Annotated in this window: 21 protein-coding genes, 1 tRNA gene, 1 other RNA gene and 2 pseudogenes; 15 read left to right on the top strand and 10 right to left on the bottom strand. The window is 66.2% G+C overall.

What is annotated here, in order from left to right; translation table 11 throughout:
* Positions 1-71 precede the first annotated feature (71 nt).
* Positions 72-166: signal recognition particle sRNA small type (ffs, locus tag G6N54_RS20380), an RNA gene on the bottom strand.
* Between the two features lie 80 nt (positions 167-246).
* Here ffs and G6N54_RS20375 point away from each other — a divergent pair.
* Positions 247-332, top strand: a tRNA-Ser gene (locus G6N54_RS20375).
* 102 nt (positions 333-434) lie between these two features.
* Positions 435-1,262, top strand: coding sequence for a hypothetical protein (locus G6N54_RS20370; protein WP_163791645.1), 828 nt, complete (start codon positions 435-437; stop codon positions 1,260-1,262).
* Positions 1,263-1,285: 23 nt separating this feature from the next.
* Here the strand turns inward: G6N54_RS20370 and G6N54_RS20365 are convergent, their stop codons facing one another.
* Together G6N54_RS20365 and G6N54_RS20360 are read right to left on the bottom strand one after the other, a co-directional pair.
* Positions 1,286-2,026, bottom strand: coding sequence for an enoyl-CoA hydratase/isomerase family protein (locus G6N54_RS20365; RefSeq protein ID WP_163791644.1), 741 nt, complete (start codon positions 2,024-2,026; stop codon positions 1,286-1,288).
* Between the two features lie 213 nt (positions 2,027-2,239).
* Positions 2,240-3,010 (bottom strand): helix-turn-helix transcriptional regulator, encoded by a 771-nt coding sequence (locus G6N54_RS20360; protein ID WP_163791643.1) that lies wholly within the window; start codon positions 3,008-3,010, stop codon positions 2,240-2,242.
* A 142-nt stretch (positions 3,011-3,152) separates the two neighbouring features.
* On the opposite strand from G6N54_RS20360, the gene G6N54_RS20355 reads away from it, so the two are divergent.
* From G6N54_RS20355 to G6N54_RS20330, 6 genes and pseudogenes are all read left to right on the top strand, one after another.
* Positions 3,153-4,595, top strand: coding sequence for an amino acid permease (locus G6N54_RS20355; RefSeq protein WP_163791642.1), 1,443 nt, complete (start codon positions 3,153-3,155; stop codon positions 4,593-4,595).
* A 15-nt stretch (positions 4,596-4,610) separates the two neighbouring features.
* Positions 4,611-5,708 carry an alanine racemase gene (locus G6N54_RS20350; RefSeq protein ID WP_163791641.1) on the top strand — a complete coding sequence of 366 codons (1,098 nt, stop codon included), beginning with the start codon at positions 4,611-4,613 and terminating at the stop codon, positions 5,706-5,708.
* Positions 5,709-5,736: 28 nt separating this feature from the next.
* Positions 5,737-6,219, top strand: coding sequence for a RidA family protein (locus G6N54_RS20345; RefSeq protein ID WP_372513302.1), 483 nt, complete (start codon positions 5,737-5,739; stop codon positions 6,217-6,219).
* A gap of 137 nt (positions 6,220-6,356) precedes the next feature.
* Complete coding sequence (locus G6N54_RS20340) at positions 6,357-6,842, top strand: lipoprotein LpqH (protein ID WP_163791639.1); 486 nt, start codon at positions 6,357-6,359, stop codon at positions 6,840-6,842.
* 77 nt (positions 6,843-6,919) lie between these two features.
* Positions 6,920-8,643 (top strand): annotated as a pseudogene (locus G6N54_RS20335) (hypothetical protein).
* Entirely contained in the window at positions 8,640-10,004 is a 1,365-nt protein-coding gene (locus G6N54_RS20330; protein WP_179969099.1) for a CHAT domain-containing protein, read from the top strand. Before G6N54_RS20335 ends, G6N54_RS20330 begins: the two are co-directional and overlap by 4 nt.
* A 3-nt stretch (positions 10,005-10,007) precedes the next feature.
* Here the strand turns inward: G6N54_RS20330 and G6N54_RS20325 are convergent, their stop codons facing one another.
* The gene (locus tag G6N54_RS20325; protein ID WP_372513303.1) at positions 10,008-10,358 is read right to left on the bottom strand and encodes a hypothetical protein; all 351 of its coding nucleotides are present in this window, start codon (positions 10,356-10,358) and stop codon (positions 10,008-10,010) included.
* A 44-nt stretch (positions 10,359-10,402) separates the two neighbouring features.
* On the opposite strand from G6N54_RS20325, the pseudogene G6N54_RS20320 reads away from it, so the two are divergent.
* From G6N54_RS20320 to G6N54_RS20310, 3 genes and pseudogenes are all read left to right on the top strand, one after another.
* A pseudogene (locus G6N54_RS20320) lies at positions 10,403-11,721 on the top strand (hypothetical protein).
* Positions 11,718-12,833, top strand: coding sequence for a hypothetical protein (locus G6N54_RS20315; protein WP_163791637.1), 1,116 nt, complete (start codon positions 11,718-11,720; stop codon positions 12,831-12,833). Before G6N54_RS20320 ends, G6N54_RS20315 begins: the two are co-directional and overlap by 4 nt.
* Before the next feature lie 29 nt (positions 12,834-12,862).
* Positions 12,863-13,918, top strand: coding sequence for an NAD(P)H-dependent amine dehydrogenase family protein (locus tag G6N54_RS20310; protein WP_163791636.1), 1,056 nt, complete (start codon positions 12,863-12,865; stop codon positions 13,916-13,918).
* On the opposite strand, the gene lipL is transcribed toward G6N54_RS20310, so the two are convergent.
* Positions 13,824-15,215, bottom strand: a complete 1,392-nt coding sequence (gene lipL, locus G6N54_RS20305; RefSeq protein WP_163791635.1) for an esterase/beta-lactamase LipL — start codon at positions 15,213-15,215, stop codon at positions 13,824-13,826. The two genes, G6N54_RS20310 and lipL, sit on opposite strands and share 95 nt — an antisense overlap.
* A gap of 106 nt (positions 15,216-15,321) precedes the next feature.
* On the bottom strand, positions 15,322-15,489 hold the full coding sequence (locus G6N54_RS20300; protein ID WP_372513304.1) for a hypothetical protein: 168 nt from the start codon (positions 15,487-15,489) through the stop codon (positions 15,322-15,324).
* Between the two features lie 180 nt (positions 15,490-15,669).
* Here G6N54_RS20300 and G6N54_RS20295 point away from each other — a divergent pair, with 180 nt between their 5' ends.
* The 4 genes from G6N54_RS20295 (at position 15,670) to G6N54_RS20280 (ending at position 18,317) form a co-directional block, all read left to right on the top strand.
* Positions 15,670-15,843: a CsbD family protein gene (locus G6N54_RS20295; protein ID WP_163791633.1), complete on the top strand. Its 174-nt coding sequence runs from the start codon at positions 15,670-15,672 to the stop codon at positions 15,841-15,843.
* Positions 15,844-15,978: 135 nt separating this feature from the next.
* Entirely contained in the window at positions 15,979-16,482 is a 504-nt protein-coding gene (locus G6N54_RS20290; protein WP_163791632.1) for a nitroreductase family deazaflavin-dependent oxidoreductase, read from the top strand.
* Between the two features lie 155 nt (positions 16,483-16,637).
* Positions 16,638-17,279 (top strand): cutinase family protein, encoded by a 642-nt coding sequence (locus G6N54_RS20285; RefSeq protein WP_269475891.1) that lies wholly within the window; start codon positions 16,638-16,640, stop codon positions 17,277-17,279.
* 51 nt (positions 17,280-17,330) lie between these two features.
* Positions 17,331-18,317, top strand: coding sequence for an NAD-dependent epimerase/dehydratase family protein (locus G6N54_RS20280; protein ID WP_179969098.1), 987 nt, complete (start codon positions 17,331-17,333; stop codon positions 18,315-18,317).
* Here G6N54_RS20280 and G6N54_RS20275 read toward each other — a convergent pair.
* The 4 genes from G6N54_RS20275 to G6N54_RS20260 all read right to left on the bottom strand — a co-directional run bounded on the left by G6N54_RS20275 (position 18,314) and on the right by G6N54_RS20260 (position 21,455).
* Positions 18,314-18,694, bottom strand: coding sequence for a hypothetical protein (locus G6N54_RS20275; protein WP_163791629.1), 381 nt, complete (start codon positions 18,692-18,694; stop codon positions 18,314-18,316). The genes G6N54_RS20280 and G6N54_RS20275 overlap by 4 nt on opposite strands.
* Positions 18,695-18,728: 34 nt before the next feature.
* Entirely contained in the window at positions 18,729-19,115 is a 387-nt protein-coding gene (locus G6N54_RS20270; RefSeq protein ID WP_163791628.1) for a PPOX class F420-dependent oxidoreductase, read from the bottom strand.
* Positions 19,116-19,276: 161 nt separating this feature from the next.
* Entirely contained in the window at positions 19,277-20,725 is a 1,449-nt protein-coding gene (locus tag G6N54_RS20265; protein ID WP_163791627.1) for an aldehyde dehydrogenase, read from the bottom strand.
* 19 nt (positions 20,726-20,744) lie between these two features.
* Entirely contained in the window at positions 20,745-21,455 is a 711-nt protein-coding gene (locus tag G6N54_RS20260) for an SDR family NAD(P)-dependent oxidoreductase (protein WP_163791626.1), read from the bottom strand.
* Between the last annotated feature and the right edge of the window lie 18 nt (positions 21,456-21,473).

Here is a 21,473-nt window from a genome sequence, read left to right as displayed (position 1 = left end):
GCCCTTTCGCTGTCGAACGCCGGGGGCTGACGGACCGCTCGCGGCGTAAGCGCTGGTTGCACGGCCCCGCACATAGGGGACCCCGCGCACCCGACAGAGCCCATTGACCCTTGCTGCCTTCCGGCCCTGGGGGAGTTCACAGGATAGACGCCGCGCGGGGTCCATGGCGAGTGTAATACTCCGGCTCGGGTCGGCCGATGACGGCCGCGGGACATTCCACGTTGACCCAGCCGCTACCATTGCCACGGAGGATTCGCCTAGTGGCCTATGGCGCTCGCCTGGAACGCGGGTTGGGTTAACAGCCCTCGCGGGTTCAAATCCCGCATCCTCCGCAAATCGGGTCCACTCGGTTTCCAGACTCGGCCAAACGGTTGTATGGAATCGGTTTGGCTGCCTTTAGGCTGACGTGGGCTCATCGGTATGTAGGGAGGCGTATGGGGCGCAAGGTCGCCATACCGTGGCACTTGTCGTTTTCGATCGGTGCCGGCGTCCTCTATTTCCTCTGCGTGTTGCCCCGCTGGTCCGAGTTGATGGGCGACACATCGCGCGGACTGGGAATGGCCGGCCGAATCGGCGCGGGCGCGCTGTTCGCCCTGGCCGCGCTGCCCGTGGTGTTCACCCAGTTGCGGACTCGCAAGCCGGAACTGGGCGTGCCGCAGATGGCTCTGACACTGCGGGTTTGGTCGATCGTGGGCCACGTGCTGGCCGGGGTGCTGATCATCGGCACCGCGATCAGCGAGATCTGGCTGAGCCTGGACACGGCCGGACAGTATCTTTTCGGAATCTACGGCGCCGCCGCCGCGATCGGCCTGCTCGGGTTCTTCGCGTTCTACCTGTCTTTTACCGCCGAGCTGCCGCCGCCCCCGCCGAAGCCGATCAAGGCGAAGAAGCCCAAACAGCGCCGACTGCGCCGCAAGAAGGGCGACGAGGCGAAGGTCGACGAAGCCACCGACGCCGACGAGGCGGAAACTGACGAAGCAGAGGACACCGGAGCCGACGACGCCGAAGAGACCGTCACCGCGGAAGACGCCGGCGAAGAAACCGAAACAGCGGAAGAACCCGCGGAAGAGTCAGTTGAGCCCACCGCCAAAGCTGTCGAAGCCGTCAAAGCCGAGAAGCCGTCGACCGACGAGCCGTCCGACGAGGCCGACGACGACAGCGAGGAACCCCGCAGCGGACTGCAAAACCGCCGTCCGGAGGGCAAGGGCACGCACCGCATGCGGCGCCGGCGCACCCGCGGTGGCGTCGCGCTCGACGAGTGACCAGCCGCCGCGGCGGCGAGTGATCAGTCGCGGCGTCGAAGACTCTCCACATAGGCGGCCAGGCGCTGCTGCGTCTCGTCCGAACCCCACAGCTGGCGGACGTCGGCATCGATAGCGCCACCCTGCCGGATCCTCGCCACGGCCGGGCCGCGTAGCTGAGCTTTCGTATCGCGATAGGCCTCGACCGGGAGTTCGCCCAGTTCTGCGGCCTCCGCGACCGCCGCCTCGACCACATCCTCGGCGACGACGCGGTGGGCCAGCCCGCGGGTGATGGCATCGGCTCCCTTATAGGTGCGGGCGCCGAGCAGCACTTCCTCGGCGCGATCCCCGCAGGCATAACGCATTACTTCCAGCGCGGCGACCGGGAAGGAGACGCCGACGCGAACCTCGGCCGCGCCGATCCCCGCTTCGGGAGCGAGTAGGCGGCGATCGCAGGCACATGCCAGCACGCACCCGCCGGCGATCGCGGCACCGTTGATGGCGGCCACCGTCGGCCACGGAAAGCCGAACAACGCGTCGAACGTGTTGGACAGCGCCGGAACTAATCGATCGGTGTAGTCGCTACCTCCCTCGACGACGCGCTTGAGGTCGACCCCGGCGGAAAACACCCGGCCCGCGCCGGTGATGACTAACGGACCGTTGCCCGAATCCTGCAACTCACGAAAGGTTCGGGTCAGCTCGTCGAGCACTTCCACATCAAGCGCGTTGACACGCCCCGCGGACAGGGTCAACACCCGCACCGAACCGACAGTTTGGATCTCCATCACAAGGACACTCAAGCACTCAGCGGCCGAGCTACTGCTGGTGGGTCAGTCTGGCGAGGATCACCGGAATGTCGGTGTTCTCGTCGGTGGTAGCTCGCCCAGACCCGGTGGTAGCCGTCGGCGATCTGCAACGGAACACCCGTCACGATGTCGCCGCGCACCAACAGAATAGGCGTCGACAGTCGCGATATCGCCGGTTGGCGGACGCCGGCTTCAGTCACTGGGGCTCGGGCGAATCGGTTGAGTGCTTGATGCCCGCGCGTGTATCGCGTTGAGGTAGTTGTAAACCGTATAGCGAGTGACATCCAGTGCGGCCGCTGCTGTCTCGGCAGATTGTTTGACCAGAAAATAGCCTTGCTGGTCGAGTTCGGCGACAACCTCCATCTTGTGTTCCTTGCGCATCTCGGCAACCGGCACGCCAACGTTGGCGATCGCCGCATCGACGAGCCGTGCCGACAGCTCCTCCACGCTGTGCGGAAAATATTCATTGACTGGGTCGCTGAGTGCAGGTTGGACAAATGGTGTGGAGGTTCGAAGAGGGATCGGCACGGCTTCGCCGTCCGCGTCGGTTGGTATTAAGCCGTCGAGTGCGCCGCGGAGATGCTCCCAGGCCGTGACGTCGGTATTGATGCAGAGTGCAGCGGCCGGCTCGTCGTCGCGAGCGGTGAACATGATCGTGCTGGAGCGCAGCACTCGTCCGTCGGGCAGCACGGACCGATACGCGATCTCGTGGCGGAGGTCTCCGGTGGCAACACTGCGCAGCAGTTTGTCCGTCGGTGGGTCTCCTGGCCGCCGCCCGGTGATGTCACCGGCAATCGCGCGCACCGTGTTGGGGATTCGCCGCAGGTCGTGCAGGACCACCTCGGTGGGCTGCGGATAACTGCCCTGCAATGCATCGACCATTTGCTCGAGCATCAGGTTGATCGTCTCGGCGTTGAGGATGCGCAAGGCGGCCACCAGCTGACCAGCCTCCTTCTTCAACATGCGGTCGATTTTAGCCGTCCGGAGCGTGGACACTCCACAACTTTTTGTGTAATCTCTGGCGGCGGGCGGGGATGAATTCAACTCATTGTTGAAGGCGTTTGCGTCGCCGGTCTCTTCGGTTCAACTAATGAGGACCCCAGATATGCCAAGTGAAGTCGCTGCCGCATCGGTCGTTGAAGGTAAGGCTCCCCACCTTCGCCGCGGCCTCGCCAACCGACATATCCAATTGATCGCGATCGGTGGCGCGGTCGGCACCGGCCTGTTCCTGGGATCGGGCCGCACGATTTCTCTCGCTGGTCCGGCGGTGCTGCTGGTGTATGGCGTTGTCGGGTTTTTCGTGTTCTTCGTACTACGGGCGATGGGCGAACTTCTGTTGTCCAACCTGAACTACAAGTCTTTCGTCGACTTCACTTCCGACCTGTTGGGCTCCGGAGCCGGATTCTTTATGGGGTGGTCGTACTGGTTCGCCTGGATCGTCACCGGCATCGCGGAGGTCGTTGCCATCACCGGCTACTCGCAGTATTGGTGGCCCGAGCTGCCCGCGTGGCTACCCCCCCTTCTTACCGTGACGCTGATCCTCTTGCTGAACTTGTTCAACGTCCGCAGCTTCGGCGAGATCGAATTCTGGTTCGCGTTGATAAAAGTCGCGGCGATCCTGTGTCTGATTGCCGTCGGAGCAATTTTGGTGAGCACCGGCTTCGTCAGCTCCGACGGTACCCGCGCTGCACTGGCGAACCTGTGGAATGACGGCGGGTTCTTCGCCACCGGCGCGATGGGCATGGTCGGCGGCTTTCAGATCGCATTCTTCGCCTTCGTCGGTGTCGAACTGCTGGGCACCGCGGTCGCAGAGACCGCTGATCCCCGTCGCACCTTGCCGCGTGCCATCAACGCCGTGCCGGTGCGGATAGTCATCTTCTACATCGGAGCGCTTCTGGCGATCCTGTGTGTCATCCCGTGGCGACACATTGCGCCTGGACAGTCGCCATTCGTGATGATGTTCTCGCTAGCCGGGCTTGCTGCCGCGGCTTCGATCATCAACTTCGTCGTGATCACTTCGGCATCCTCGGCAGCTAATTCTGGGTTCTTCTCGACCGGCCGCATACTGTACGGCCTCGCCCACGCGGGCAGCGCGCCTCCGGGATTTCGCTGGCTCAACCGCGGCGGGGTGCCTGTACCCGCGCTACTTTTGAGCGCCGCCTTGATGCTCATATCCATCCCACTGCTCTACGCCGGCGGCTCGGTGATCAAAGCCTTCACGCTCATCACGACAGTGTCATCGCTGCTCTTCATGTTCGTATGGGCGATGATCGTTGTCAGTTACCTCTCGTACCGTCGCCGCCGCGCACACCGTCACGCCGAGTCGATTTACAAGATGCCCGGCGGTGTACCGATGTGCTGGGCGATCCTCGGCTTCTTCGTGTTTGTGATCTGGTCCCTGACGACCAAACCAGGTACTGCGACCGCGCTGGCGTGGTTTCCCCTTTGGTTTGTCGTGCTGGCGATCGGGTGGCTTGCGGTCCGCCGGCGCCCAGATCGCGCAGGACAGTACCGATTCCAGGCAGAGATGGACCAGCCAACCAACTAGTCAGGAGCACCAATGATGGCAAGCATTCCCGAGGAGATCGATACACCTGCCGTGGTCATCGATTACGACTCGCTGGAGCGCAACATCGCGCGGATGAGCACAGCTATCACCGAACGCGGGATCGGGCTGCGTCCGCACGTGAAGACGCACAAGATGCCCCAGATCGCGCAGTTGCAACTAGATGCGGGCGCAACGGGCCTCACCGTCGCGACCATCGGTGAAGCGGAGGTATTCCTCGACCATGGCGCCGACGACATCTTCATCGCCTACCCACTGTGGATCGATCCGCGCCAAGCCGACCGCCTGCGCCGGCTGAGCAGGCGGGCCCGCATCGCGATCGGGGTCGATTCGCCGCAGGCCGCCATGAACATTGCTGCGAAGTTAGGAAACGACCGTGCGGCAATCGATGTGCTCGTCGAAGTCGATAGCGGGCAACACCGTAGCGGCGTCTCACCGCAGCGGGCGGGCGAAGTCGCCAACACCGCCGTTGAGGCCGGCCTGCAAATCACCGGCGTGTTTACCTTCCCAGGGCACAGCTACGTCCCCGGAAAAGCCGCCGAAGCCGCCGCGCAGGAGCAGCACGCTCTCAATAATGCCTCTAATTCACTTGCCGCAGAAGGTATTTCGGTAGCTTGCCGAAGCGGCGGATCAACCCCGACGGCATTGCTAACAGCCGCCGACGGTGCCAACGAAGTTCGTCCGGGCGTCTATGTTTTCGGCGATGCACAACAGCTCGAGCTGGCCCGATGCCGATGGGAAGACATCTCGCTGACGGTTGCCGCAACGGTGGTGAGTCGGCACGACACTGCCGATAGCCCGCGCCGGGCCATCTTAGATTCGGGCAGCAAGATCCTCGGCAGCGATCGCCCAGCATGGACCAGCGGCTTCGGCCGCCTCATCGACCACCCGAACGCCAGGATCACGGCACTCTCCGAGCACCACGCCACCGTAGTGTGGCCCGATGAGGCGCACTTACCACCCATCGGCACACGTCTACGCGTGATCCCCAACCACGTCTGCTCGGTGATTAACCTCGTCGACGAGGTCACCATCGTGCGCGACGACGCCGTCATCGACCGATGGCGAGTCGCTGCCCGCGGCAAGAATGGTTAATCAAATCCCCTCACCTGAAAGGCTTTTGATGCCCGACATGACCTCGACCCATTCCGGCGTGGAACGCCGACTCACCGAACGGGGCCTGACCCTGCCACAGGTCGCCGCCCCGACCGCGGCTTACCTACCCGCTGTCATCGACGGTGGCCACGTGTACACCTCCGGACAACTTCCGCTCGTCGACGGAGCACTCAAACTCATCGGCAAGGTCGGCTCCGACGTCGCACCCGACCAGGCGCGTGCATGCGCGCTCATCTGTGCGCTTAACGCGCTCGCCGCGATCCGTGCCGAAATCGGCGACTTGGACCGCATCACTCGGATTGTCAAAGTGACCGGGTTTGTCGCATCCGATCCCAGTTTCACTGGGCAACCCCAGGTCGTCAACGGTGCATCCGAGCTTCTCGGCTGGTGCTTCGGCCCCGCAGGCGCACACGCCCGTTCAGCCATCGGCGTCGCCGCGCTACCGCTCGACTCCCCCGTCGAGATCGAGATCACGGCAACGTTCAACTAGGCCGATACCAAGAGCGGTCCCGTTCCCGCGACGAAGCTCGGTAGGCACCCAAAATTGGGATCGGTAGCGACACCGGCGTTCTGTACTTGCTCCAATGACGACGCCAACAGGGCGACGCATGAAGGAAGGAACGACAAGTGAAACGTCTTCTCGTGGGCGCAATCGGAACCCTCGGCGTGGCGGCGGCCGTAGTGGGCTGCTCGAGCGGCGGCCATACCGCCAGCCCGGCGTCGAGCACAGCCCCCAGCGTCGCCTCCGGGAGCGGCGGCGCCCAGGTCAAGGTTGGCGGCGCCGACCTGGCCGGCGTCAACCCTGCTTCGGTGACGTGCGTGAAGCAGGGCGGCAAGATCGACATCGGTAGCGGCTCCACCGGCGGTGCCCAGCAGGCGCTGGCCGTCGTGATGACCGACGAAGCGACCCCGCAGGTCGAATCGTTGGCACTGGTCTTGGACGGCAACGCGCTGTCGGTCGCCAACAACATGGGCGCCAAGGTCGGGTCGGCCAACGTGGCGGTCGACGGCAAGACCTACACCATCACCGGTCAGGCGCAGGGTGCAGACCTGAAGAACCCGATGGCCGGGATGATCACCAAGGACTTCAGCATCAAGGTGACGTGCGGCTAATCGGCAACACCCCGGGCGGCGGACGTGACTCACTCACACGTCCGCCGCACCGGCCTGTCCGGACTTATGATGCAGCCGTGTCGATCTCCGGCGAATTGGAGCGAGCCCGCCGCCTGGCACTGGTCGCCGACGAAACCGGCGCCCGGGACCTCCTGCTGTCCCTGGTACCGGCGATCGAGGCCGAAGACCGCGACGATCTGATCCTGGAGGTCTTCGCACAGCTGGGCGATATCTACCTGGCGCGGGGCGCGAATGACGGAGTGCGCGAATGCATCCGGCGCATCCGCGACTGCCTGGCGATCTACTCAGGAATCATGGCCGGCACCATGCCGGAAGCCGCCAGTCAGCTTTCGATGCCCGCAGCCGAGGTTGCCCACATGATCCGCCGCTTTTCGCGCCGAGCGCAGTTCCTGCAGACCGGCGTGGCCGCCGCCCAGGGCGACCACGAAGGCGCCGAGGCGGCACTGTCCGAATTGAGCCGGGCCGACGACGCGTTTCCGCAGCTGGCCGACGAGCACGCCCACCTGATCGTCCACGCGCAGGTCCTGTGCGCGACGGCGCTGTGTGACGACGACCTGCACGTCCGGTCGGCCCCGTTGTGGGAGCACGTGCTCGATGCGATCGACCGCCTGGGCGACACCGAGTTCGACGACCAGCTGCGGGTGGCCGCGTCCACCGCGTACAGCAGGTTCTGCGTGGAGACGGGACGGCTGACCGAGGCCGAGCCCTGGTTGCGTCGCGCCGGGGCCAGGGCGCGGGCCGGGGATAGGAATTAGCTTATGCCAGAACACAATTGGAGTTGGCAGCCGCGCGCTGGCTGGTCAGCTACCACGCGGGCACCGAGCAGCTGGTCTCCGAGGCCTACCCCGTCATCGCGAGATACGAGCGGGCCCACGACGTCGCACGATGCTGGCTGTACCTTGGGCTCACTCGGTTGGCGGCTGGCGAACTCAAGGCCGCCGACGAGTCCTGGGAGCACGCCGAACGGCACTGGCGCGAGCTGGGAAAGCCATTGTATCTGCACCGAATCTTGTTGCAGCGCAGTTGGATAGCAATCTTCTGGAGCAAGTTTGCCGAAGCCGTCGAGCTGATCGCCCAGGCTCGGGAGCTGCTCGACTCGTCGCCCCGCAGCAGTTGGCTGCAGTACGCCCAACTCGACAATCACCTCGGCACCGTGTGGCGTGCGGGTGCGTTGGCGGACCTCGGTTTCGACAGCTCGGGCGATCCCGACGAACCGTTGGAAGAAACCGAGGCCCGGCAGGCCGAGGGGCTCGGCGTCCTGCGCGGCGAGGTCGGCACACCCGAGTACTTTCGCGCGATGACCAAACTCGAACAGGCCGCGGAGCTCAAGGTGCCGGCCGCGCTGGCCGTCGACTCGGTACGTTTCTCGATCGCCGACGCCGACGCCCGAGCCCGCTGGGCGACCAGCATTTCGGCCCCCATCCTGGCCGGCGCGTTCGCGGTCGCGTACGAGTGGGAGAACACTCAGCTGGTCAGTGAGCTCGTCGAATACCACAGCGCGCGTGGACTTTTCGACGCCGATCCGCAGCGGCCCGCGATCGGCGAATGGGCATCGGCGGCCACCACCACCGTGCTCGTCGACACCGAACCGGAACCGGCGCTGGCCGCCGCCGGTCCGCCCGCGGGTGCCGGCCGATCGCTGCACCGGCTCGGCCCGTTGCCGCCGCTACAGATGCAACCCGACAGCCCGCCGATCATGAGTCACTATCGTGCGCTGGCGCTGCAGCGCTACGGCCGCGACGTCACCGCCGCCGAGCCCGCCTGGTCGACCTGGCCATGAGCGACCGTCTCACCCTTGTCCTGCGTTACGCCGACGTCGGGATCGCCACCTACGGCAGCCTGCGGATCGTCGGGCAGCCGTCACGGACCGTCACCTGGGTGGTGGAGGAGCCGCTGCTGCTGGCCGCCACCGAAGAGCTGACCGACGCCATCCCCGAGCCGCATGGCAGCGAGAGCCGCCGCGACACCATCGAAAGGGCTTTATCCACAGGAGCTTTCGCGAGCACTGACACCGAGCTCACCGTCGCATACATCCTGGGCGTGCTGCTGATCTCGACGCAGGGCTGGCAGTTATTGACGGAGTGCGTGGCCTCGCCGCGCGCCGCGCTGTTCGTGGCTCCCAGCGCGCGGCTGGCCCGCGTCCCGTGGGGGCTGCTGGCGGTGCCGAAATCGGGCCCGAGCAAAGAGGAATTGGTGCGCGCCCGTCAGGACGCGATCACCACCAGCGGGCGAGTGGCCGCCCGGATCCCTTGGCAGCTCACAAATATCAGCGATCACACCGACGGCCATCGAATGATGGAATTGGTCGACGTGCTGATGGCGGTTCCGGCCAATATCGTGCACGCACCGCGCACCCCGGCGCGATGGGATACTCGCCAGGACGGTCCGCCGCTCCTGGTCCTCGACCCGCGCGTGCCGGGACAACGCCCAGACTCCTCGCTTGGGTCGGTGCTCGGCAGGCCTGCGGCCGACACGCAACTGGCACAACACTTTGCCGAGCTGATGAGCCGCCGGGCGGTGCTTCCCGGAGTCGACGGGGCGGTCGAACTGTTCCGCCGTCAGGATGCCGACCGCGGCTGGCTGGCAGAAATGCTGGCGCAGACCCCCAGCAGGCTGCTCTACGTCGGGCATGCCAGTTCTGCTGACGCACAGCACGATCACGCCGCCCAAGCCGACCGCGCCGCCCTGCACCTGGCCTGTACCGCCGTAACCTCCGGCGACGCCGACACCATCGGTGACCATCGTCCGCTTACCGCTTCCGACCTGATGTCGATGCGGCTGCCGATGCCGCCACGGGTGGCCCTGCTGGCCTGCGGATCGGGCGGCGACTATCGATTCGACGAGGCGACCGGTCTGGTCGCGGCAATGATTCTGGGTGGTGCGCAGTTGGTCACCGCCACGCTGTGGTCGCTGCCCACCACGGCCGCCTACCGCCAATTCGCCGCGGGATCAGGCCACGTGGCCGAACCGATGGCCGAGGTGGTCGTCGCCGTCGACCTCGCGCACGAAGCCGACGACGCGGGGTGCGCGGTCAATCGATGGCAACGCGAACAGATGCGGCGCTGGCGAGACGGAGACCCCACCGCCAATCCGCTGTACTGGGCCGCGCTGGTCACGTTCGCGGTCGACGGCGCACGGTAGCGCTCAGACCGCGGCCAGCCACGACGCGTGCACGGCCAACACGTCATCGGGCAGCGAAAGCTTCTCGCGGGCAGCGGGATCGAACGCGACCAGAACAACCAGGCCGGGCCGCAACACCGACGCGTCCACATCGTCTTCACCGCGCGCCAATCTGCCGATGAACGTCTCGCCCGACACGGCGACCACCTCGACGAATATCTGCCGCTCGCCGGCGACCTCGCGGACCGTGCCGATGCCGACGGTACGAGCGGCATCACCGCGCCGCCAAAACGCCAACCGCCCGGCGTTGGGCAGGAATGCCATCCACTTCTTCATGGGTCCAGGGTCTGCGTGCCGAACGGCTACCGAACCCAACTTTTTGGCTGCCGGTATTTTCGGAAAGCCCCTATCCTGTGCTGATGAGTGCGGACTCGCAGCTGGCCACCGCCGTGGCCGCAGGCCATCCACGCCGGTCGGTGATCGACCAGGCGTGGCGGGCAATCGGACTCGGCGTAGAAGTGCTCAGCAGCGACGACGGTGGACCCCTGACCCGCACCGTCAAACGCATCATCGACCCGTTGGTGCTGCGGCTGCGGTCGAACCCGCAGTATTCGGCCCCGGTGGTCAGCCCCGACACCGCCGCGGCCATGCACGAACTAATCGTGAGCAACACGTCCGAATTACGGTCCGCCGCAGCATGGTTCGAGGTTCTCAAGCTCGAGCGCCGCAGGCAGCGATTCCGTTCCGGAAACGCCCAGGAGCTCTACTTTCCGGTGTGTTACGAGCTGGCCGTCACCAAAGGCGCACCGGCACCGGAAGATCGGGATACCGCGGCCACCGTGCTGGGCGAGATTCACCAGGGCCGCGACCGCACCGCGATCGAGGTCTTGCACCAGTACGTGGCCGGCCCCGACGTCGTGGCCAAGCTGACCGATCAGCTCGAACGCAGTTGGCGTGACGTACGGCCGGGCCAGAACGTGACCGATCCGTTTCTGGCGGAGCTCGCCACCGTGCTCGGGCCCGCGCACGGCCACAGCGCGGCGACGGCGCGCCAGCGGGTCTGGTCGGCGATGATCGGCGACACCACCCCGTACAACCTGGGCGCGCTGGTGCGAGTCGAATCGGCCGAGCTGCCCTGGTCGATCGTCAAGCTGGGTTTGAGTTCGGTTGCGCCGCAACGCCCCCGCGCATCGCTGGCGGCGCAGACGGCGATCGCCCGCTCGATCGCAGCGTGGTGGACCGGGTGCGCGCGACCCTGCGCCGCGCCCTGGACCGCGACGCCTTGCCCGACATCCCGTTGCTCTGCGAGGAAGAGGTCGACCGCGCCTGCGCACCCTGGGGCCTGCTGTCCGAGGATAAGCAGGCCACCCTGCTGGCCGGCATCGAGGTCGCGGTCGAACTGGCTCCGCTGGACCGGTCCGTCGCGAGCCGCTACGCGCTGGCGGCGCAGATCCAGGCGCGGCTGCGCAAGGAGGCATACGTCCTGCACGCCCGGCGCTATATCGCCGAGGGTGGCCCGATGCATCCGCGCCAACGTCAGGTGATCGACGACCTCGCGGCGTATGCGCCGCCCTATCTGAGCCGACTGTGGGCCCGGCTGCACGGGCGCGACGTCTGGCAGGAACCCTGCGAGGACGTCGACGAGATGCGCTCGCTGCTGGAGGGAGTCGCGCGATCGGTGAGCCTCGACCACCGCCAGCGCATCAAGTCCATGCTGGAATTGCAGGTGGCCGGATGAAATTGGTTGCCGATTCCGGACTTTGGACGGTCGGGCCGGCCAGCGCCCACACGCCGCTGGCCGCCGTGCTGGAAGTCAGTGGTGCCGTGCTGTCCTGGACGATCGACGATCCACCCGGCGAAGAGCGAGCCCAGATCACCTTCACCGATCTGTCGCGCGCGGACTGGCTGTGGCGGGTGTTCGGTGCGGCCGGGCACGTCGCGCTGGCCGGCGCCGCGGACGCGGCGGGCGGCGCGACCAGCGTCGAGCTGACCGGAGTCGACATCGTGCCGGGTTCGGTCGGGCCGCTGCGTCGGCTGGCCGTCGGGCATTGGCTGCGGCGCTGGTGGCCGGCGAGTCAGCGGGACGGCATCGCAAGCCTGGACCGCGCGCTGCTCGACGTCGAGGTCGCGCTGCTGACCGCCGACGCGCAGGACTTCTTCGCCGACGACACGCTGGATTCGGACGTCACCGGGCTGCTGACGCCGCATGCGACGGCGCTGTTCGCTTATGTCCGCAGCGACGACGCGCGGATCGCGAACTTGGTGCGCGCGGGCGCCGAGCTGGCCGACGAGGTCGGTGTCGACGATGATGCGTGGGCAGAACTCATTGGGGCCCTTGATGATTCGAGAACATTGTCGATACCGAGCGGGCGCCGTGACGACTACGCCCTGGCCGCGGGCGCCGACGCGGGCCCTCGCGGCTCGTCGATCGCCCGGGGCGTCGCATCCATCAACTGGACCGCGGTTCCGCCGGCCATCTTCGATGCGGGCGAGAACACCGTCGACTGGACCGTCGAGGCGTCCGGGGCATTGGTGCGCGCGGCGATTATCGGGCCCGACCTGCCTTCCGGGATCGCGGTGCGATTGCAGTCCGGAGCGATCAGCGGGGCCGGGGTTCTGGACGGCGAGGGCCGCGCGGCGCTTCCCCTGGTCGACGCCGAGCAGCAGCCGATCACCGAGTCGGCGGCCTGGGATCACGACTGGGCGGCGACCGCGGTGACCGTCGGAGCCGACACGACCGAGAGCCGCGAGACCCGCGACCGGATCCGCCGCTGGGCGCACAGCAGGCTGGACCAGCCGCCGGCCGACGCGTTTCTGGCCGAGATTTTGGCTTCGGAGTCCGCCTATTAAGCGTGCGAACAATTCCCGATGCTGAGCGAGTGCCAAACAGCTATCGAGTCGTTCAGTGGAACACCGGAAACGTGGGCAAGAGCTCGCTGAAGTCGATCGCCGACAACCCCATCCTGGAACTGGTCGGGTGCTTCGCCTGGTCGCCGGAGAAGGTCGGACGTGACGCCGGCGAATTGGTCGGCATCTCCCCGCTCGGGGTCGCGGCGACCAACGACATCGACGCCCTGCTCGCGTGCAAACCGGATTGCGTGGTCTACAACCCGATGTGGATCAACGTCGACGAGCTGGTCGCGATCCTGTCCGCGGGCGTCAACGTGGTGACCACGGCCTCCTTCATCACCGGACACAACCTGGGCGACGGCCGTGACCGGCTGCTCGAGGCCTGCGAGAAGGGCGGCTCGACGATCTTCGGGTCCGGGGTGAGCCCGGGCTTCGCCGAACTGCTGGCCATAGTCTCGGCGATGGTGTGCAACCGCGTCGACAAGGTCACCGTCAACGAAGCCGCCGACACCACGTTCTACGACTCCCCGGAGACCGAGAAACCGGTGGGCTTCGGCCAGCCGATCGACCACCCGGACCTGCCGGCGATGGCCGCCCAGGGCACCGCCATCTTCGGCGAGGCCGTCCGGCTGGTGGCCGACGCGCTCGGCGTCGAACTCGACGAGGTGAAATGCGTCGCCGAGTTCGCCCAGACCACCGCCGACCTGGAGATGGCGTCGTGGACCATCCCGGCTGGTCACGTCGCGGGCACCTACATCAGCTGGCAGGGCATCGTGAACGGCAAGACCCTGATCGACCTGAACGTCCGGTGGCGCAAGGGTCAGACGCTGGAACCCGACTGGAAGATCGAGCAGGACGGCTGGGTAATCCAGATCGACGGTCAGCCGACCGTGACGACCAAGGTCGGCTTCCTACCGCCGCCCTACTTCGAGGCGACGACGCTCGAGGAATTCATGGACCTCGGCCACATCATGACGGCGGTGCCGACCATCAACGCGATTCCCGCCGTCGTTGCCGCGGCGCCCGGCATCGCCACCTACGCCGACCTTCCGCTGACGCTGCCGCGCGGCTTCGCGAAGGTCTAGTCCCCCGACGCGGCCCGGCCGGCGCGGCCGTCCGCCGCCGGCCCGGTTTGGGGTAGGTCGCGCCGAGTTGTGGCACCTCGAGCGGGCCCCGGTGACGCGCCGCCTCCATCGCGGAGCGCAGCGGACCGGCCAACCCGGCGAACGACCCCATGTCGAACACCCGCGACGTCAGCAGCCGGTTGTGCACGTATCCGAACGATCCGCCAATCTCGGGGTCGGCCCAGCCCAGGGTCCCGCCCAGACCCACGTGCCCGAACCCGCGCAGCAGACCGGGCACCGGCGACTCGTGGTAGCCGAGGTGAAAAGGCATGGGCACCACCATGTTCGCGTCCGGCCACTTGATCCGCGCCTGCCCGGTGAGCCCGCGCGCCAACTCCTTGGACAGATACTTCTTGCCTTCGATGTGGCCGTCGTTGGCCAGCACGGCATACATCTTGGCCAGCGCGCGGCCGGTCACCACGCCGTTGGCCGCGGGGATCTCGCCGTCCAGGAACGGGGTGTCGCCCTGCATCAGGGACATGATGCCGGGGAAATACATCGCGCCCAGCGCTCCCGAGTAGCGCATGTTGGCCACCCGCGGCGCGATGAAGTTGAGCACCGGGGTCGGCATGATTCTTTTCTGCGGCATCAGGATCTGCGCGGGCCGCGTCGAAGAACCCTGCGGCGGTCTCCCGAGATGCAGCCCGTCGGTGTTGAGCGGACGGGCGACCTCCTGACGGATCAGCTCCCGCATGCCTTTCCCGGTGATCGCCCGGGCCAGCCCGGACAGCAACCAGCCGTACGTCAGCGCGTGATAAGCCTGCACCCCGCGCAGGTGATCGACGGGTGCGGCGGCAAGCCGTTGCTCCATCAACAGGTGATCCATCAGATCCGCCTTGGTGACGCCGCGCAGATGCGAGAGTCCGGCTCGATGTCGCAGCACATCGCGCACCGTGATCTCTTCCTTGCCGTTGGCCGCGAAGTCTGGCCAGTGCTCGGCGACGGGGTCGTCGTAGGACAACAGGCCCCGATCGGCCAACCTATGAATCACCGTCGAGGCGACACCCTTGGTCGCCGAGAACACCATCGCGCCGGTGTCGGCGGTCCAGGGCTGGGTGCCGGCACGGTCCGACCAGCCCGTCCAGATGTCGACGACGGGAATGCCGTCGATGTAGACGCTCAGCGCTCCCCCGCCGAGACGACGTCCCGGGAACTGTTGCGCAAATTTCTTGACGACGTTCGCGAAGTGCGGATCGGCGGCCCCCGACACGCCGGGCGGCAAGCCGTCGTCGGTGACCAGCAGGGTGGACGGTGTCATAGTGCCCCCGGGCGTCGTGCGCATCGGGCAGCTACCGCCGCGGCGGCCCTCCCCGATGAGGTGCGATTACGAGATCGAAGCTATCAGTCGAGCAGAGACCTGAAAGTCACTCGGGCGGATCGTGCCGCGGGGGCTCTGCCCCAGCCGCACCGGGCAAATGCTCGGGGGGCGAATCCCCCAGAAACTTCCGCAACCGAAGCAGCTGATTGATCACGATGCCCAACCCCAGCAGCATCAGCACTACGACTATCGCCACCACCATTGCGGTGCTCATCGGTCCATTGTGATCCATCCCATGCCTCCGGGTCGTCTGCTTGTTTGCCAGCACCAACGCGGTACCGCGAGCGCCCGGCCCGGGCGCGTCGGGCGCCGATCCGGCATCCAGGGTTTTGGAGTCGACCCGCCGGGGGTAGCCAACCCGAGAACAACGTCGTCCGAGAAGGGAGCGAAAGCAATGAGCACCGAAGACAAGATCAAGAACAAGATCGAGGACCTCGGCGGTCAGGCCAAAGAGGCTGTCGGCAAACTGACCGGCGACCACGACACCAAGAACGAAGGTCGCGCAGATCAGGCCAAGTCCAGCCTGAAGGACGCCGGCGAGAAGGTGAAGGACGCCTTCAAGAAATAGCCACCAGCCTCGACCAGCAGGTTCACTAAAAGAGCCGGTGAGCCTGCTGGTCGTTTCTTGCGACGGCCGGTCACCGACTTCGGGGTCCGCGCCGAAGACGCCCGACTATCCGCCAGATCGGACTACCGTCGTTCTATGTCGCTACCTTTCGTCGATCCCGAGCGCCACAGCAACGCGTTCAATCACGCGATGACAAAGTTTGCTCGCAGCGGGCTCGGAAAGTTTTTCGCCCAACGCATCGCCGCGAAGACTGATCCGTGGCTGATGCGACTGTCCCACGGCAAGATTTCCTGGGGAATGTTTGCTGTGCCGTCGGCAACGCTGCACATGACGGGCGCCAAATCCGGCCAGCCACGTCATGCTCAAATCTCCTACTTCCACGACGGCCGCGACGTCATCGCGGTCGCCTCCAACTTCGGCGGCAGCAAGCATCCGGGCTGCTGGTACTACAACCTCAAAGCGCATCCCGAATGTGAATTGGGCGGTGACCGCTTCCTGGCCGCCGAGGTCACCGAGCCGGCCGAATACGAGCGCCTCTACGCCCTTGCCGAACGCTCCTACCCCGGTTATGGCGACTATCGCGCGAAGACGGCCGCCATCGGCCGCCATATCCCGGTGCTGCGCCTGGCTCCCCGGTAGGGGTTGAGAAATAGCGCTTTGGGCAATCCTTACCGCCACCTGCGTCGAATACAGGTAGTTGGGAAATCAGCACGGTGGGACAGAAAATGAGTTTTGTGAAACTGATCGATAGCCGGCTGCGCAGGCTCGCGGCGGCCGGTGCAACGGCAGCGCTGATGACGACTGCCGTGCTGGTCACCGGCCATACCCCGTCGGCAAGCGCCGAATGTCCGGACGTCGATTTGGTCTTTGCCCGCGGCACCAGCGAGCCACCGGGGGTCGGCGGCATCGGGTCAGGATTCGTCGACGCCCTGCGTGCTCAGCTCGGCGGACGGAGCCTAACAGTATACCCCGTGAACTACCCGGCCAGCAGCGACTTCGGCAGCCCCGACTTCCCGGCGACGTTCATCGACGGGATTCGTGACGCCAGCTCGCACATCGAGTCGATGGCGGCCAGCTGCCCCAAGACCCGTGAAGTGCTGGGCGGCTTCTCGCAGGGTGCGGCCGTCGCCGGTTTCGTCACCTCAGCGGCCGTGCCGAAGGGCGTACCCGCCGCCTCGGTGCCGGCGCCGATGCCCCCTGACATCGCCAACCACATCGCCGCGGTCACCCTGTTCGGCACGCCGTCGAACCAGTTCCTCGAGCACTACGGCGCGCCGGACATCGCGATCGGCCCGCTGTATCAGCCCAAGACGCTGCAGCTGTGCGCTCCCGGTGATCCGATCTGCGGCGGCGGTAGCGACGGCGCGGCGCACGCGTCGTATGTCGTGAACGGGATGACGGGCCAAGCCGCGAGCTTTGTGGCCAGCCACCTGTAGTTCACGCACTGCCGGTTGCCGCACGACCGATGGGCCTTGCAGAATCGCTGCGTGCGAATTCTGATAACGGGCGGTACTGGATTTGTGGGTGGTTGGACCGCCAAGGCCATCGCCGACGCGGGGCACTCGGTTCGGTTCCTGGTACGCAATCCCGATCGGCTGCACACCTCGGTCGGGAAGCTCGGTGTCGATGTGTCCGACTACGCCGTCGGGGACATCGTCGATCGTGTCTCGGTGCGTGAGGCCCTGCAGGGTTGCGACGCCGTCGTGCACAGCGCCGCGCTGGTGGCCACCGATCCGCGGCAGACCAGCGAGATGCTGACGACGAACATGCAGGGCGCGCAGAACGTGCTCGGTCAAGCCGTCGAGCTCGGCCTCGACCCGATCGTGCACGTGTCGAGCTTCACCGCGCTGTTTCATCCCAACCTGGAGACCCTGTCGGCCGACCTGCCGGTGGTCGGCGGGGCCGACGGCTACGGAACGTCCAAGGCGCAGGTCGAGATCTACGCCCGCGGCCTGCAGGACGCCGGCGCGCCGGTCAACATCACTTATCCCGGCATGGTCCTGGGGCCGCCGGTCGGCAATCAATACGGGGAAGCCGGTCAGGGGGTGAAGTCGCTGCTGGACCTGCATTTTGTACCCGGGCGAGGAGCGGCCTGGTTGATCGTGGATGCTCGCGACGTGGCCGCACTGCATGCGGCGCTGCTGGAACCCGGGCGTGGACCGCGACGCTACATGGCCGGCGGTCATCGCGTCTCGGTCAGCGAGCTGGCGAGCATGTTCGGCGAGGTGGCTGAGACCACGATGGTCGCTGTGCCGGTTCCCGACACGATAATCCGCGCGGCGGGAGCAATTCTCGACGTTGCGACGCCGTATCTGCCGTTCAGCACGCCGTTCACCGCGGCGGGGATGCAGTACTACACGCAGATGCCGGCGTCGGACGATTCGCCCAGCGAGAAGGAGCTGGGCATCACCTACCGGGATCCGCGCGAAACGGTGACCGACACCATCGATGCGCTGCGCGCTGCCAGCGACTAAGCCCGGCGCCGTGTGCCTCGCACGAAGCCGCGCACACCCGCGCCGACAAACGGCACCGGCGCCAGCGTGGCGATCAGCGCGCTCTTGGTACCCACGAGGGGCCTACTGCGCAGACCGAGCAGCAGGTCGGCGCTGTCGCTGACCAGACCCATGGCGGCCCAACTCCGGAAGTCGCCACCGCGCACCCACGCCACACAGGCGCCCGATCCGATGACCAGGTCCCGGATGCCGATCGTTTGCATCAGCAACGTCTCGGTTCCCGAGTCGGGCTTGAAGAATCGATCGGGCGCCAGCAGCATCGCGGCTCCGACGCCGACGCGAGCCGCCGCGACCAACGCCAAAATCGACGACGATGTGCGGTTCGATCCCTGTGCCACGGATCAACACTAACCGCGGCGGCGGGAAGCGTTGCTAACCGGCCGATTTGATCTCGAGGCCGACGTGCACCTTGTCGATGCCGCCGCGCACGATCGAGTGCACGTAGAACCACGGGGCGTGGTACCAGTACCGTTTGAGCACGGCGTTGTAGACCCGCCGCGTCTCCGACTTCGGTAGGACGCGGGCGACGCCCTCGACCTCCTCACTCAGGGGTCTGCCCAACACCCCGCTCTTGCCGATCATCACGCGGGGCGTGTTGTTGATCCGCTTGGTCTTCCACGATCCGTCGTCGGTGATAACGAGAAGCTTGTCGCCGTCGGGCACACCCCAGATCGGCGTGGGCTTCGGGCGACCGTCCTTGGTGAAGGTGGTCAGCAACAGGTACTTGGACTGGATGACGTCCTGAAAAATCGGAGCCACGCGGTTTCCTTATCTATGAATGGTTGCCCAGGTCCATTCCCCGATCGCCAATTCTCTAACCATTGCACCGCGGGTGGCCAGCCGCGTCCTGTCGAGCGTGAAGCGAGTTTCACGTTGGGCGTCGAGCGGGCGGCCAGCTTCACACTCGACGATCAGCTAGGTCAACCCGCCGTCGAAATCGATTGGCTCACTGTGTAACTGTCGATTCCCTCGGTTCCGAGCTCGCGACCGTAGCCACTATTCTTGACGCCGCCGAACGGCGCGGCCGGGTCCATGATGTAGCCCTCGTTGACGCCGAAGGTACCGGACCGCACCCCGGCCGCCACCCCATACCCGCGTTCGACGTCGGAGGTGAACACCGATCCGGCCAGCCCGTACTCGGAGTCGTTTGCGATTCGGATCGCCTCGTCCTCGTCGCGGTAGGAGATGACCGTCAGCACCGGGCCGAAGATCTCCTCGCGCGCGATGCGCATGTCGTTGGTCGCGCCGCTGAACAGGGTCGGGCGCACATACCAACCGGCGTCGAGGCCGTCGGGCATGTCAGCGCCACCGGTAACCAGCTGCGCCCCTTCGCTTTTGCCCGACTCGATGTAACCGCGAACCCGCTCCTGCTGGCGCTGGGCCACCAGCGGACCGATCTGGGTGTTGGGATCGGCCGGGTCGCCGACAATCATCGCGGCCATCCCGGCGGCCAACGCATCGACGAACTCGTCCTCGCGCGTCCGGGGCACCAGAATCCGGCTCAGCGCATTGCAGACCTGTCCGCTGTTGGCCAGGCTGGCCATCTGGATGCCGGTCGCGGCGGTCGTGGGGTCGGCGTCGTCGAGCACGATGGCCGCCGACTTGCCGCCCAGTTCGAGGCTCACCTGCTTGAGCCCGTCGGCGCACGCGAGGGCCACTTGCCGCCCGGCCGCCGTGGAGCCGGTGAACGAGACTTTGTCGACGCCTGGATGGCGCACCAGCAGCTCGCCGACTTCCCGGTCTCCGGGCAACACGCTCAGTACACCGGGCGGAAAGTCAGCTGCCGCAAACATTTCCGCCAGCAGCTGCGCATCGAGCACCGACTCCGGTGCGGGCTTGAGCACCACCGAGCAGCCGGCCAGCAAGGCCGGAATCACCTTGGTGACGGTCAGGAACTGCGGCATGTTCCACGGCACCACCGCGGCGACGACGCCCACCGGAACCTTGCGGATCCGAATGTTCTTGCCGTAGAGACCAGCCCGTTCCTGCTGCCACTGGTAGCCGGCGGCGAAGGTGCAAAACGCCGATATCATGGTCAGCGGCAACCGAACTTGCGCCCTCTTGGCGAACGTGATCGGAGCGCCGATCTCGGCCGAGATCAGCGCGGCCATATCGGCTTTCCGCTCGTTGTAGATGCCGGCCAGCCGGTCTATCGCCTCGATGCGTTCCGCCGGTTGCATGCGTGGCCACGGTCCGGTGTCGAATGCCCCCCGGGCGGCCTCCACCGCGCGGTCGATATCCGCGGGCCCGGCACTCACCGCGTGGCCGATGACGGCCTCGCTGTGCGGGGATATCACCGAGATGGCATCCTGGCCTGAAGCCGGGGCCGCCCACTTTCCGTCGATGAAGAGTTGGTCCCTGTCGTCCATCCTTGCCTCGCAATCGAAGTCAGGTATTGCGGCCCCCGTTCACGCCGAGAATCTGTCCAGTGATGTAGCTGGCCTCCTCGGAGGCGAAGAATGCGCATGCCGCGGCAATGTCCTCGGGCCTGCCCACCCTGCGAACCGGCGTGCGGGCGATGTGGTCCTCCACGGTCCCGCCGAGCAGATGCCGGCTCTCGGCGCTGCGCAGCATCGGAGTGTCGACGAATCCCGGCGGCACCGCGTTGACGGCGATCCCACTCGGGCCGTATTCGAGGGCCAGCGACTTGGTCAGCCCGTTGACCGCCGACTTCGCCGCCACGTAGTGGGCCATGAACGGTTGACCGGAATGCGTGCTGGACGACGAGATGTTGACGATGCGTCCCCAGCCCGCCTCGACCATGTCGGGCAGCGCGGCCTGAATGGTGTTGAACACCCCGTTCAGGCTCACGTCGATCACGTTCTTCCATTCCTCGAACGACATGCTTAAGAGCTTCTTGAAGCCCTCCACCCCGGCGGCGTTGACCAGCACCAGGATCGGGCCGAGCGCGTCGCGGATCGCCGACATCGCGGCGTCGACCTGTGCACGGTCGGTGACATCGGCGACCTGGCCGAACCCGTCATCGGTGGGCGTGAGATCGAGGACGGCCACCTGAAATCCGTCCTTGCGCAACCTCTCGGCGACCGTACGGCCAATCCCCGAGGCACCGCCCGTCACAACCGCTGTCTTCGCGCTCAAGCCTTCATCCACCTTTCC

This window comes from Mycobacterium stomatepiae (genome assembly GCF_010731715.1).
GTDB lineage: Bacteria > Actinomycetota > Actinomycetes > Mycobacteriales > Mycobacteriaceae > Mycobacterium > Mycobacterium stomatepiae.
The sequence above is the reverse complement of the archived record's forward strand: the minus strand, read 5'-3'. Positions and strand labels throughout refer to the sequence as shown.